The organism is Streptomyces sp. NPDC046759, from assembly GCF_040645475.1.
In the GTDB taxonomy this organism is placed as follows: domain Bacteria; phylum Actinomycetota; class Actinomycetes; order Streptomycetales; family Streptomycetaceae; genus Streptomyces.
The window spans coordinates 13,125-26,650 of sequence record NZ_JBEYYJ010000048.1; the positions used below are offsets into that span (position 1 = coordinate 13,125).

Consider the following 13,526-nt stretch of genomic DNA (forward strand, 5'->3'; position numbering starts at 1 on the left):
GTTTCCGTCTTAGTCGTCTGCGTCCTGACCGCCGGGCGCGTCGGGCGCGTCCGGGTCGAACGACGGAACTCCCTCCTGGGTCTCGGCCTCGATCGCCTCCGCCTCAGGGAGGAAGGGCGCGAGCTCCGGAAGCTCGTCCAGGCCACGCAGGCCCATCCGCTCCAGGAAGTAGTTCGTCGTCCTGTACAGGATCGCACCTGTTTCGGGTTCCGTGCCCGCCTCCTCGACCAGACCGCGCTGGAGCAGGGTGCGCATCACACCGTCACAGTTGACCCCGCGCACGGCGGAGACGCGGCTGCGGCTGACCGGCTGGCGGTAGGCGACCACCGCCAGGGTCTCCAACGCCGCCTGGGTGAGCCGGGCGGTCTGCCCGTCCAGCACCAGCCGCTCCACGGCGGGGGCGTACTCCGCGCGCGTGTAGTAGCGCCAGCCGCCCGCGACGAACCGCAGCTCGAAGCCACGGCCCTGCACGGCGTAGTCGTCGGCCAGCTCCCGCAGCGCGTCCGCCACCTGCCGCTTGGGCCGCTCCAGCAGCTTCGCCAGGTGCTCCTCGGTCGCGGGCTCGTCCACGACCATGAGCATCGCCTCCAGGGCGGGCTTGAGGTCGAGGCCGGCGACGCCCCGCAGTCCCGGCGGGAGCTCCGCGGTCTCCTCGGTCATGCCTTCTTCTCCTCCTTGGGCTGCTCGGGCGGCCGGTCGAACTCGTCGGTGACCCTCGGCGCCGTGTCGGCGCTTCCGCCGGTCCAGCGCACGAGCAGCTCCCCGAGCGCGGCCTCCTGCTCCAGGGCCACGGCCTTCTCGCGGTACAGCTCCAGCAGGGCGAGGAACCGGGCCACGACGGTGAGGGTGTCGTCGGTGTCCTCGACCAGCATCCGGAAGCTGGCCTCGCCCAGCTCCCTCAGCCGGGCGACCACGATCCCGGCCTGCTCCTGCACGCTCACCAGAGGGGCGTGGATGTGGTCGACGTACACCTGCGGCTTGGGCTTGGGCTGCATCGCCTTGACCGCGAGCCTGGCGAAGCCCTCCGGGCCGATGCTGATGACGACCTCGGGCAGCAGCTCTGCGTGGTGGGGTTCCAGGCCGACGGTACGCGGCCAGCGGCGGGCCTCCTCGTCCAGCCGCCGGTTGAAGATGTCCGCGATCTGCTTGTACGCGCGGTACTGCAGCAGGCGCGCGAACAGCAGGTCCCGCGCCTCCAGCAACGCCAGGTCGGCCTCGTCCTCCACCTCCGCGGCGGGCAGCAGCCGGGCCGCCTTCAGATCGAGCAGCGTGGCCGCCACGACGAGGAACTCGGTCGTCTGGTCCAGGTCCCAGTCGGGTCCCATGGCCCGGATGTGCGCCATGAACTCGTCCGTGACCTTCGACAGGGCGACCTCGGTGACGTCCAGCTTGTGCTTGGAGATGAGCTGGAGGAGGAGGTCGAAGGGGCCCTCGAAGTTGGCGAGCCGCACCTTGAAGACACCGTCGGAGGGCGATGGGTCCGCAACGGGACGTCGGCTCACGGAGGGCGGTGGGTCCTCGGGCGACGGGGCCGCGTCCGGCTCGGGAGCCGCGGCCTCGGGCAGGGCCCCTTGGGGCAGGGCCTCTTCGGGCACGACCTCTTCGGGCACGACCTCTTCGGCCTCCGGCTGCGCAGCCGCAACCGGTTCGGCCGGCGGAACCCCCGGCCCTCTTCCCAGCGCACGCCGACGACCGGCCGTCGGGCCGGAAGCGGAGTCGGGGACGTCGTGCGAGGTCATGGCCCCCGCAGGCTACCCCTACCGCCCCCGCAGCCGCCGTACGAGGATGCTCGCGTCCCCGCGGGACTCCAGATCGGCCAGGACCACGGCCACCGCCTCGCGGACGATCCGCCCGCGGTCCACCGCCAGCCCGTGCTCGCCCCGGAGCACCAGACGGGCGTGCTCGAGGTCCATCAGCTCCTCGGCCGACACGTACACCGTGATCTTCTCGTCGTGCCGCTCGCGCCCACTGGGGCGCCGGGCCGCCGCCCGGCCCCGCTTGCGCGCCGGCGCGGCGCCAGAACCTTCCTGCGCCGCCTGCCGGCGTGCCGGGCGGGTGCGGGACTCGCCGGCCTCGGCCTGCTCCGCCTCGACGGCCGCGGCGTGTTCCGCGCCTTCTCCGTCACCGCCCTGGACGGGCACCGACTGCGGTGCGTCCTCGGCGGCGACGTCGTCGCTCTCCCCCGCGGGAGCCGGCACCCGGGCCTCGCCGTTGGCCGCCCGGCGGGGCGTGGACGGCTGGAGTGCCATCCCCCCTGTCGTGCGGAAGAGTTCGTCGGCCCCGGGCAGACTCACTCGGCGTGACACCGGGCGAGCACCTCCCTGGCGAGCTGGCGGTAGGCGGCGGCACCGACGGAGTTGGAGGCGTACGTGGTGATCGGCTCACCGGCGACGGTGGTCTCCGGGAAGCGGACCGTGCGGCCGATGACCGTGTGGTAGACGTGGTCGTCGAAGGCCTCGACCACACGGGCCAGCACCTCGCGGCTGTGCACCGTGCGCGAGTCGTACATCGTGGCGAGGATGCCGTCCAGTTCGAGGTCGGGGTTGAGCCGCTCCTGGACCTTCTCGATGGTCTCGGTCAGCAGTGCCACACCGCGCAGGGCGAAGAACTCGCACTCCAGCGGCACGATCACCTTGTGAGCGGCCGTCAGCGCGTTGACCGTGAGCAGGCCGAGCGAGGGCTGGCAGTCGATCACGATGTAGTCGTAGTCGGGCATCAGCGGCTTCAGGGCGCGCTGCAGCGTCGACTCGCGCGCGACCTCGGAGACCAGCTGGACCTCGGCGGCCGACAGGTCGATGTTGGAGGGCAGCAGGTCCATGTTGGGGACCGCGGTCTTCAGCAGGACCTCGTCCGCGGACATGCCCCGCTCCATGAGCAGGTTGTAGACGGTGAGGTCGAGCTCCATCGGGTTGACGCCGAGGCCCACCGACAGCGCGCCCTGCGGGTCGAAGTCCACGAGCAGCACGCGCCGGCCGTACTCCGCGAGCGCGGCACCCAGGTTGATGGTCGACGTCGTCTTGCCGACGCCACCCTTCTGGTTGCACATCGCGATGATCTTCGCGGGGCCGTGGTCGGTCAGCGGGCCCGGGATCGGGAAGTACGGCAGCGGGCGGCCGGTCGGGCCGACGCGCTCACGGCGCTGGCGGGCCGCGTCGGGCGCGAGCGTGGCCGCGTACTCCGGATCGGGCTCGTACTCGGCGTCGGGGTCGTAGAAGTGCCCCTCGGGCAGTTCGTCGTAGTCGGCGAGGTGGTTGTGGGGCGCGCCACTTCCGTCGCCGGCCATGGCGTTCACGTGATGGCCATCCATGCTCTGGTGTGCTGTCCCGGCCGCCTGCGGACCGGAACTCTGATGGGCTGCGAAGGTGCGCACAGCTACGGAGCCGACAGCCTCGAATCCCGCGGGGCCCTGGCCCCGTGCAGGCATTCCTGGTTGACCACCCCCGGGAGAAAATGTCGACTCATTCACAAGTCGTCTTACCTCCTTGGTGACCAGGAAACTTCTAGACAAGGTCAGCGTGGCACCATGCCGACGGTTGGCGACTCTATGGCGTGTCGGCGGTCCGCAGCAACACAATCCACCGGACCCGGCAGGATGTGTCGGCAATGAAACATCTCGCTGTCAAGGGCGTACGGCCGTCGCACAGCAGGTTTCACCGGTGTACGAATCGGTCGAAGGGTTGCGTTCGAGGCGAGTTGACCGAGAGCCGCAAAGTGACCATACACACATCCGGCCGGACCTTGTCGGGCAAGGTCCGGCCGGGTGCGCAGGGTTGACGATGTGTGTTGACGAATCGCCTTTTACCGAGTGGTGACTTAGCGACTCACCAGGTCACAGGGTCGGCCGGATGTCAGCCGAGCAGGGACTCCAGCTCGACGTGCTCCAGGCCGTGGGCCTCGGCGACCTCCTTGTAAACGACCTTGCCGTCATGGGTGTTGAGACCCTTGGCGAGCGCGGCGTCACGGCGCAGCGCCTCGACCCAGCCGTTGTTGGCGAGGGAGACGATGTACGGCAGCGTCGCGTTGGTGAGCGCGTTGGTGGAGGTGTTGGGCACGCCGCCCGGCATGTTGGCGACGCAGTAGAAGACCGAGTTGTGCACCTGGAACGTCGGCTCGGCGTGCGTCGTCGGGTGGGAGTCCTCGAAGCAGCCGCCCTGGTCGATCGCGATGTCGACAAGGACACTTCCGGGCTTCATGCGGGCCACCAGCTCGTTGGTGACCAGCTTCGGGGCCTTGGCGCCCGGGATGAGGACCGCTCCGATGACGAGGTCCGCGTCGAGGACGGCCTTCTCCAGCTCGAAGGTGTTGGACATGATCGCCTTGACCTTCGTACCGAAGATCTTGTCGGCCTCGCGCAGCTTGTTGATGTCGCGGTCGAGCAGGGTCACGTCGAAGCCCATGCCGACGGCGACCTGGGTGGCGTTCCAGCCGGAGACACCGCCACCGATGACCACGGCCTTGGCCGGGGTCACGCCGGGGACACCGCCCGGCAGCACGCCACGGCCGCCGGCCGCGCGCATCAGGTGGTAGGCACCGACCTGCGGGGCCAGCCGGCCCGCGACCTCGGACATCGGGGCGAGCAGCGGCAGCGCGCGGCTGGGCAGCTCGACCGTCTCGTAGGCGATGGCCGTGGTGCCGGATTCGATGAGCGCGTCCGTGCACTCCTTGGAGGCGGCCAGGTGCAGGTAGGTGAAGAGGATCTGGTCCTTGCGGAGGCGGTGGTACTCCTCCGCGACGGGCTCCTTGACCTTCAGCAGCAGGTCGGCGGTGGCCCACACCTCGTCGGCGGTGTCGAGGATCCCGGCACCGGCGGACACGTACTCCTCGTCCGTGATCGAGGAGCCGAGGCCGGCGCCCCGCTCGATGACGACCTGGTGGCCGTTGCGCACCAGCTCGTGCACACCGGCGGGGGTGATGGCCACCCGGAACTCGTTGTTCTTGACCTCGCGGGGGATGCCGACCTTCACGTCGATCACGGTCCTTGGCTCAGAGGGTATGGGGGTGCTTTACAGACGTACCCAGACATGCGGGGGCATACCGGGAGACACCGCAGGAGAACGTCCGGCAGAGCCAGTTTAATGAAGGCGTTCCGACTGTCTAGCCTTTCATTGCATCAATCTTCGCTGGATGCACTGCGGATTTCGCAGGCATCAGCGTCCCGTTTCGGGCTTGTGTCGCTCTCGGGGGCCTTCTCCGCCAGCATGCGCTCCGCCGCGGCGCGGTGCAGACGGGCGGCGGCGGGGTCGCCGAGGCGCTCCAGCGTGTCCGCGAGCCTGATCTGCAGCGCGGCCTGCAACCGGGCGTCGCCCGCTCGCCGCGCCCACTCCACCGCCTCGTGGCAGGTGCGCAGCGACTCCTCGAGCCGTCCCGCGTACTCCTGCACCCGGGCCAGCTCGCTCAACGCCCGCGCGTGGGCGGCGACATCGCCGCTGCGGCGGTGGCCGGCGACCGCGGCCCGCCAGTTCCGCAGGCCCTCGCCGTAGCGGCCCGCGTAGGTGTGGGCGGTGGCGATCCGGCCGTAGAGCCGGGCGGCCTGCTCACGCTCGCCCCGGGCCAGCCGCTCGGCCAGGGCCCGGCCGAACCAGTCCGCGGCCCGGTCGTAGTCCCCGAGCTCCTGATACGCGCCACCTACGGATTCCATTGCGCGACCGGTCGCGTACGGGTCATTTGCTCTGCGTCCCGCCGCAAGCGCCAACCGAAAACGTGCCAGCGCCTCCCGGGTACGACCCGTCTGCGCGTCCACGTCGCCCAGGTTCAGCAGGGCCGCGGCCTGCTCCCGGGCCAGCCCACGCCGCTCGGCGACATCGAGGACCAGGCCGTGTACGTCGTACAGGTCGGCGGCGGCCGCCTGGGTGCCCTCGTGCGCGACCATGGCCCTGACCAGCTGGGACATCAGGCGCCGGGCGAGGGTGTCCAGCTCACCGTCGGCCACCGCCAGCCGCGCGGAGGCCAGCAGGGCGGAGCGCCGGATGCGCAGCCAGTCGGCGGCCGCCCTGGGGTTGGGGAAGCGCACCTCGGGGGGCATCGCGTTCAGCTTCTCCCGGGCCTGGGGGCTGTCCGTCTCGGTGATCGCCCGGCACGACTGCAGCAGCCGCACCGTCCGCTCCAGCATCCGGGCCCGGGCCAGCTGCAGCTCCGCGGGCCGCTCCTGGCTCTCGGCGCCGGCCCGCAGCAGGGGGTGCAGACAGCCGGGGACGTCGTACTGGGGCAGGGGGGAGGCGACGGCGCGCAGCAGGCCGAGGGCGACGAGGTCGTCCAGGATGGCGCGGGCGGCGCTCACCGAGCATCCGGCGAGGGACGAGGCGGTGTGCGGGTCGATCAGGCCGGCCGGGGCCAGGGAGAGCAGCCGCAGCATACGGACGGCCGGGCCGGGCAGATCGCCCTGGACGTGCCGGAAGACGCGGGCCAGCGGGGTGCCGTCCGTGCCGTCGTCGGCGGCGCGCAGCCGTTTGGCGAGGTCGGAGACGGCGGCCTTGGGCCGGGCGGCGAGCCAGCCGCCGGCCAGCACGAGCGCGGCGGGATGACCCTGGCAAACCTCGACCAGGCTCTCCGCGGACCGCGGATCCACGGTGATCCGGACGGAGCCGGTGAAGCGGGCGAGGAGTTCCAGGGCGGACTTGGTGTCCAGGCCGCCCAGGGTGCAGGGGCGGACGTCCGCGACGCCGGTGAGCGGCCCGGCGGAGACGGCCACCACCAGGGCGTCCGGGGCCTGCGGGAGCAGCGCGTCGACCTGCTCGGCGCCGGCCGCGTCGTCCAGGAGCAGCAGGACGCGCCGGTCGGCGAGTGCGGCGCGCAGCGCCTCGGTGAGCTCGTCCTCGGCGGCGCCGGCCGGGGCGGGCCGCTCCAGCGCGGTGAGCAGCTCGCGGGCGGTGCGCCCGACCGGGACGGGGGTGCCGTCCGGTTCGCTGAGCCGGGCGCGCAGTACCCCGTCGGGGTAGCGGTCGGCGACCTGCCGTACGAGTTCCCCGGCGAGGGCGGTCCGGCCGGAGCCGGGGCGGCCCGCGATCAGCAGCACGCGCGCGCGTGGCGCCTTGCGGCCGGAGAGGGTGTCCAGACCGGCGCGCTCGATGTCGGCGCGCAGCTCCTTCAACTCCCTTGTGCGGCCCAGGAAATGGTCTCGCGCGCCGTCGTGCGCCGACAGCCGCACCCCGTTCGTGTCCACCGCCTGATCCGTCACGGGCCACACTCCCGTCCCACCGCACGCGCGAGCCCGCCGGATCTTCCGCTACGGGCGTGCAAGAGCCTAGTTCACGCTCTGCGACGGGCCGGGAGGAGCACGGCCCACAGGTCCCCTGATCGGATCAGGAGATCGTCACACCGGGCACTGCGAACGGGTGCGTTTGGGGAAGGCGGGTGCGGCGCGGGGCACGAAGGGAGCGGCTCAGGAGGCGAAGGGGCGGGCCGGCCACGGTGCCTCGGCCGGGCGGAGCGCGTCGAGGCCGTCGCCGTTGCGGGCGGCCACCAGGGAGAGGACGCCGACGACCAGGCAGTTGTTGTGCACGTCGCCGGCCAGGATGCGGCGCACCAGTTCGTCGACCGGCACGCGCGCGTGCGCCATGTCGGTCTCCTCGTGCTCCGCCTCGAACCGCTCGCCCTCGGCGTCGGACAGACGGCGGGCGAGGAAGATCCGTACGGCCTCGTCGCAGCCGCCCGGCGTGGTGTACACGTCCGTCAGCACCCGCCAGTCCTCGGCCTTGACGTGCGCCTCCTCGTACAGCTCCCGCTGGGCGCCGTGCAGGGGGTTCTCGCCGGGCACGTCGAGCAGGCCGGCCGGGATCTCCCACAGCTTGTGCCGCACCGGGTGCCGGTACTGGTTGATCAGCAGCACCCGGTCCTCCTCGTCCAGGGCGAGGACGGCGACCGAGCCGGGGTGGACCTGGTAGTCACGGCGGGCCACCGAGCCGTCGGGCATGACCACGTCGTCGGTGCGGACCGAGGTCTTGTTGCCCCTGAAGGGGGTCTCCGTCGCCCGGATCTCCCACTCCTCCGGGGTGTCCTTGATCGTCATGCCCAGTCCTTCCACAAAGCGCCGAGAGGCCGGGGCGCGATCGTTTTGAATGCGCGCGCCCCGGCCACCGTACAACCCTTGTGTTACTTCGAGATCTTCCGCTCTACGGCGGCCTTCACCAGGCCGGCGAACAGCGGGTGCGGACGGGTCGGCCGCGAGCGCAGCTCGGGGTGCGCCTGCGTGGCGACGAGGTAGGGGTGGACGTCACGCGGGTACTCCACGTACTCCACGAGCTTGCCGTCCGGCGAGGTGCCCGAGAAGAGGATGCCGGCCTTCTTCTCCAGCTCCGCGCGGTAGGCGTTGTTGACCTCGTAGCGGTGGCGGTGCCGCTCCTCGACGTACTCCTTGCCGTCGTAGACCTCGCGCACGATCGAGCCCTCGGCGAGCTTGGCCGGGTACATGCCCAGACGCATCGTGCCGCCCATGTCGCCCTCGCCGGCGACGATGTCCAGCTGCTCGGCCATGGTGGAGATGACCGGGTGGCCGGTGGCGGGGTCGAACTCGGTGGAGTTGGCGTCCGGGATGTCGGCCAGGTTGCGGGCGGCCTCGATCACGATGCACTGCAGGCCCAGGCACAGGCCGAGCAGCGGGATCCTGTTCTCGCGGGCGTACTTGATCGCGCCGACCTTGCCGAGCACGCCGCGGTCGCCGAAGCCGCCGGGGATGCAGATGCCGTCGACGTCGCCGAGCTGGGCCTTGGCGCCGGCCGGGGTCTTGCAGTCGTCGGAGGTGACCCACTTGATCTTGACGCGGGCCTTGTTGGCGAAGCCGCCCGCGCGCAGCGCCTCGGTCACCGAGAGGTAGGCGTCGGGCAGGTCGATGTACTTGCCGACCAGTGCAAGGGTGATCTCGTGGTCGGGATTGTGGACGCGGTCCAGCAGGTCGTCCCAGGTCGTCCAGTCGACGTCGCGGAACGGCAGGTCGAGCTTGCGCACGACGTAGGCGTCCAGGCCCTCGGAGTGGACGACCTTCGGGATGTCGTAGATCGAGCGGGCGTCCGGGCAGGCGACGACCGCGGCCTCGTCGACGTCGCACATCAGCGAGATCTTGCGTTTGATGGCGGTCGGGACCTCGCGGTCGCAGCGCAGCACGATCGCGTCGGGCTGGATACCGATGTTGCGCAGCGCGGCGACGGAGTGCTGGGTCGGCTTGGTCTTCAGCTCCCCGGAGGGGCCGATGTAGGGCAGGAGCGAGATGTGCACGACGAAGACGTTGTCCCGGCCGACCTCGTGGCGGACCTGGCGGACGGTCTCCAGGAACGGCAGCGACTCGATGTCGCCGACCGTGCCGCCGACCTCGGTGATCACGACGTCGACCTCGTCCGTCGCCATGCGGCGGATGCGGTGCTTGATCTCGTTGGTGATGTGCGGGATGACCTGCACGGTGTCGCCCAGGTACTCGCCGCGCCGCTCCTTGGCGATCACGGTCGAGTACACCTGTCCCGTGGTGACGTTGGCGGTGCCGTCCAGGTCACGGTCGAGGAAACGCTCGTAGTGGCCGATGTCCAGGTCGGTCTCGGCGCCGTCGTTGGTGACGAACACCTCACCGTGCTGGAAGGGGTTCATCGTGCCCGGGTCGACGTTCAGGTACGGGTCGAGCTTCTGCATCACGACGCGCAGGCCGCGGGCCTTGAGCAGCATGCCCAGGCTGGAGGCGGTCAGGCCCTTGCCGAGGGAGGAGGCGACGCCCCCGGTGACGAAGATGTGCTTGGTCGTCGTGGCTTTGCTGTTTCGAAAAGCAGCGGGCGGCATGGCCAAGAGGGGGCTCCCGTGGTCGCGGTCTGTGATGCGGTGCGGCTGCCTGCCCGGAGCCTTCCGGGGGTGCCGTCGCTGCGGTTCGGGGGTTTCGGGCCCACCGGTCCACGGGCTACCAGGGTATCAGCGCCTGGACGAGATGGCTTCCGGCCACGCTCCGCGCCCGCCCGGGCACAAAGACGCTCACCACACGTGTCAGCACAGGCACACACAGGTCACATGGTTATCACCTGCTGCTCACCCGTTCGGCCCACATGGGTTGCCCGGAGGGGCACGCAGATCATCTACGTGCGTCGTATCCTGCTCGGACACTCGCTGCCGAGCCCGGCCGGAACGACGGCACACCCCCGCCACCATCACCCGGAACAACGTGAGCGCGGCAGTTCGTTGAGCAAAGACTGTCGTGTTGCCTCAGGGCTCGGCGGACTGCTTTGCTTCACCGCTCAACGACGCACAACAACGACCCCTTGACCGCACTAGCGACAGCCCCCTGCGCGGGGGTGACGTGGCCGTTCGACTGGAGTTGCACGTGGCCGGGCGCATCGAAGACTACGCACTCATCGGAGACATGCAGACCGCAGCCCTGGTCTGCCGGGATGGCACGGTGGACTGGCTGTGCCTGCCCCGCTTCGACTCGCATGCCATCTTCGCCGGCCTGCTGGGCACCGAGGAGCACGGCTTCTGGCGGCTCGGCCCGGCCCACGCGGCCGACTCCCCGCCGCCCACGGCCGCCCGGCGCAGCTACCGCGGCGACTCGCTGATCCTGGAGTCCGAGTGGGACACCCCGCGGGGCACGGTCCGCGTGACGGATTTCATGCCTCCGCGTGAGGGCGCGCCCCAGCTGATCCGGATCGTCGAGGGCGTCACCGGCCGGGTGCCGATGCGCTCGGTGCTGCGGATGCGGTTCTCCTACGGCCGTGTCGTGCCCTGGGTGCACAAGCACGAGGGCCGTACGGTGGCCGTCGCCGGGCCGGACTCGGTGTGGTTCGACACCGAGGCCGAGACCTACGGGAAGTCACTGACGACGTATTCCGACTTCACGGTCGCCCCGGGTGACCGGATCGCGTTCACCATCTCGTGGCAGCCCTCGCACAAGGAGCCGCCGTCGCTGCCGGAGCCGGAGGCCTCGCTGGAGGCGACGGAGGACTTCTGGCGCGAGTGGGTCGAGCACTGCACGTACCACGGGCCGTACCGCGAGGCGGTGATCCGCTCACTGATCACTCTGAAGGCCCTCACCTACGCCCCCACCGGCGGCATCGTCGCCGCGCCGACCACCTCCCTGCCGGAGGACATCGGCGGCGTGCGCAACTGGGACTACCGCTACACCTGGCTTCGGGACGCGGCGATCACCCTGTCCTCGCTGCTGCGCACCGGCTACCGCGAGGAGGCCCGCGCCTGGCGCGAGTGGCTGCTGCGCGCGGTCGCCGGCGACCCGGAGAACCTGCAGATCATGTACGGCATCGCCGGCGAGCGCGAGCTCGGCGAGGCCGAGCTGGACTGGCTGCCCGGCTACGAGCACTCCGCCCCGGTCCGGGTCGGCAACGGCGCCGCGCACCAGCTCCAGCTGGACGTCTACGGCGAGGTCACCGAGGCTCTCCACCTGGCCCACATGACCGGCCTGGCCCGCAACGACTACGCCGCCCTGCTCCAGCTCAAGCTGATCCGCTACCTGGAGGACCACTGGCAGGAGCCGGACGAGGGCATCTGGGAGGTGCGCGGCCCGCGCCGGCACTTCGTGCACTCCAAGGTGATGGCCTGGGTCGCGGTGGACCGCACCATCAAGCTGATCGAGTCCGGTGACGCGGACGGCCCGCTGGAGCGCTGGAAGGAGCTGCGCGACGACATCCACCGGGACGTGTGCGAGAAGGGCTACGACAAGGAGCGCAACACCTTCACCCAGTCCTACGGCTCCCGGGAGCTGGACGCCTCGCTGCTGCTCATCCCGCAGATGGGCTTCCTGCCGCCGGACGACAAGCGGGTGATCGGCACGATCGAGGCGATCCAGCGCGAGCTGTCCACCCCGGACGGGTTCATCCTGCGCTACCCGACGGAGGGCGAGCACGCGGGCGTCGACGGCCTGCCGGGCGACGAAGGTGCCTTCCTGGCCTGCTCGTTCTGGATGGCGGACGACCTGGCGATGATCGGCCGGGTGGACGAGGCCCGCAAGCTGTTCGAGAGGCTGCTCGCCCTGCGCAACGACCTCGGCCTGCTCGCCGAGGAGTGGGACCCGCGCCTGCAGCGCCAGGTCGGCAACTTCCCGCAGGCGTTCAGTCATGTGCCTCTGATCGACACTGCGCTGCGGCTCACGGCCTCCGGGGCCTACGGGGGCTAGGGGGCTGGGGGCGCCGCCCCGGCCTACTCTGGAAGCCGGACCCTTGCTGCAAGGGGGCGCCCATGGCTTCCAAGGCGCACGCCGCCCTCGCCGCGCTCCGTGCGGATCTGGCCGGCGAGGTGTTCGCCCCTGGAGACCCGGGCTACGACGGGGCCCGGGTCGTCTTCAACGCGATGGCCGACCCGCACCCCGCCGTGATCGCCCGGTGCGCCGGCGTGACCGACGTGGTCCGGGCCGTGCGCTTCGCGCGTGACCTGGACCTGCACATCGCGGTGCGCGGCGGCGGGCAGGGTCTGGCGGGCGCCGTCGTCGACGGCGCCCTGGTGGTCGACCTGCGCCGGATGCACGAGGTGACCGTCGATCCCGCGGCTGAGGCGGTCCGGATCGGGGGCGGCACCACGATGAGCCTCCTCGACCGGGCGACGCGGCCCCACGGCCTCGTGGCGGCCGTCGGCGGGACCCCCGGCACCGGGGTCGCCGGCTTCGTGCTGGGCGGCGCACCCGGCTGGCTGGACCGCGCCTTCGGCCCGGCCGTGGACGGTCTCATCGGTGTGGAACTGGTGACCGCGGACGCCGAGCGGGTGCATGCCAACGCCGACGAGAACCCCGAGCTGTTCTGGGCGCTGCACGGCGGCGGGGGCAACTTCGGCGTCGCGACCGCGCTGACCCTGGAACTGCACGAACTGCCGCGGTTCGCCGTCGCCCTGGTCCGCTACCGGCCGGAGTGCGGGCCGGCCGCTGTGCGCGCCTTCCGCGAGGTCATCGACACCGGCCCCGACGAGGTGGGCGGGGCTGCGCTGTGCCTGTCCGGGCAGCCGACGCCGGTGTGCGGTGCCCTGCTGACGTACGCGGGCGGTGAGGAGGAGCTGCGCGGCCTGGCCGAGCCGCTGATGAGGCTGCCGCACGAGACGCAGTCGTGCGGTACCGGGGCGCTGGGGCTGCTGTACCCGCCCGGGGGGATGCGCGCGCACTGTTCGGCGCAGTGCCTGGCGGGTCTGCCCGACGCGGCCGTGGACGCCTTCTTGGCACGCGCGGCGCAACTCCCGGCGCCGGGCTCGTCCCGGCTCATGCTTCTCCCGCTCGGCGGAGCGGTTGCCTCCGCGGCCGCCGATCACCCGCTGCCGTACCGCCGGGCTCCCTGGATCGTGCACCCCTTCGCCTGCTGGGCCGACCCGTCCGGCGACGGGCAGGCCCTCACCTGGGTGCGGGAGGCGGACGCCGGCATGGATCCCTGGAGCACCGGCGCCGTCTGTCTGGACCTCATCGGCGACGAGGGCCCCGAACGGGTGCGGGACGGCCTGGGCGCCGGGAATCTGCTGCGGCTGGAGAAGGTGAAGCGGCGCTGGGACCCCGACAACGTCTTCCGCTTCAACCACAACATCGAGCCGGTGTAGCCCGGAGATGTTCTCCAGGCGTCGTCGCAGGTAGCGTCCGC

At 71.3% G+C, this 13,526-nt stretch carries 10 protein-coding genes; 2 read left to right on the forward strand and 8 right to left on the reverse strand.

Translation table 11 applies throughout. The annotated features are described in order from the left end of the window. Window positions 1-9: 9 nt before the first annotated feature. From scpB to ABZ919_RS39260, 8 genes are all read right to left on the reverse strand, one after another. On the reverse strand, window positions 10-660 hold the full coding sequence (gene scpB / locus ABZ919_RS39225) for an SMC-Scp complex subunit ScpB (RefSeq protein WP_361258346.1): 651 nt from the start codon (window positions 658-660) through the stop codon (window positions 10-12). Then, window positions 657-1,739, reverse strand: a complete 1,083-nt coding sequence (locus ABZ919_RS39230) for a segregation/condensation protein A (protein ID WP_361258348.1) — start codon at window positions 1,737-1,739, stop codon at window positions 657-659. The genes scpB and ABZ919_RS39230 overlap by 4 nt, the downstream gene beginning before the upstream one ends. Before the next feature lie 18 nt (window positions 1,740-1,757). Beyond that, window positions 1,758-2,306: a hypothetical protein gene (locus tag ABZ919_RS39235; protein ID WP_361258351.1), complete on the reverse strand. Its 549-nt coding sequence runs from the start codon at window positions 2,304-2,306 to the stop codon at window positions 1,758-1,760. Then, the gene (locus tag ABZ919_RS39240) at window positions 2,291-3,424 is read right to left on the reverse strand and encodes a ParA family protein (RefSeq protein WP_361258354.1); all 1,134 of its coding nucleotides are present in this window, start codon (window positions 3,422-3,424) and stop codon (window positions 2,291-2,293) included. The genes ABZ919_RS39235 and ABZ919_RS39240 overlap by 16 nt, the downstream gene beginning before the upstream one ends. 424 nt (window positions 3,425-3,848) lie before the next feature. Then, window positions 3,849-4,964, reverse strand: a complete 1,116-nt coding sequence (gene ald, locus ABZ919_RS39245) for an alanine dehydrogenase (RefSeq protein WP_361258406.1) — start codon at window positions 4,962-4,964, stop codon at window positions 3,849-3,851. A 146-nt stretch (window positions 4,965-5,110) separates the two neighbouring features. Continuing rightward, entirely contained in the window at window positions 5,111-7,174 is a 2,064-nt protein-coding gene (locus tag ABZ919_RS39250; protein ID WP_361258357.1) for a tetratricopeptide repeat protein, read from the reverse strand. 204 nt (window positions 7,175-7,378) lie between these two features. Further along, complete coding sequence (locus ABZ919_RS39255; RefSeq protein ID WP_361258360.1) at window positions 7,379-8,005, reverse strand: NUDIX hydrolase; 627 nt, start codon at window positions 8,003-8,005, stop codon at window positions 7,379-7,381. 83 nt (window positions 8,006-8,088) lie between these two features. Next, complete coding sequence (locus tag ABZ919_RS39260) at window positions 8,089-9,756, reverse strand: CTP synthase (protein ID WP_361258408.1); 1,668 nt, start codon at window positions 9,754-9,756, stop codon at window positions 8,089-8,091. Between the two features lie 532 nt (window positions 9,757-10,288). On the opposite strand from ABZ919_RS39260, the gene ABZ919_RS39265 reads away from it, so the two are divergent. Together ABZ919_RS39265 and ABZ919_RS39270 are read left to right on the forward strand one after the other, a co-directional pair. Next, window positions 10,289-12,091 carry a glycoside hydrolase family 15 protein gene (locus ABZ919_RS39265; protein ID WP_361258411.1) on the forward strand — a complete coding sequence of 601 codons (1,803 nt, stop codon included), beginning with the start codon at window positions 10,289-10,291 and terminating at the stop codon, window positions 12,089-12,091. A gap of 62 nt (window positions 12,092-12,153) precedes the next feature. Next, window positions 12,154-13,485 (forward strand): FAD-binding oxidoreductase, encoded by a 1,332-nt coding sequence (locus ABZ919_RS39270; RefSeq protein ID WP_361258363.1) that lies wholly within the window; start codon window positions 12,154-12,156, stop codon window positions 13,483-13,485. The last annotated feature ends 41 nt before the right edge of the window (window positions 13,486-13,526 follow it).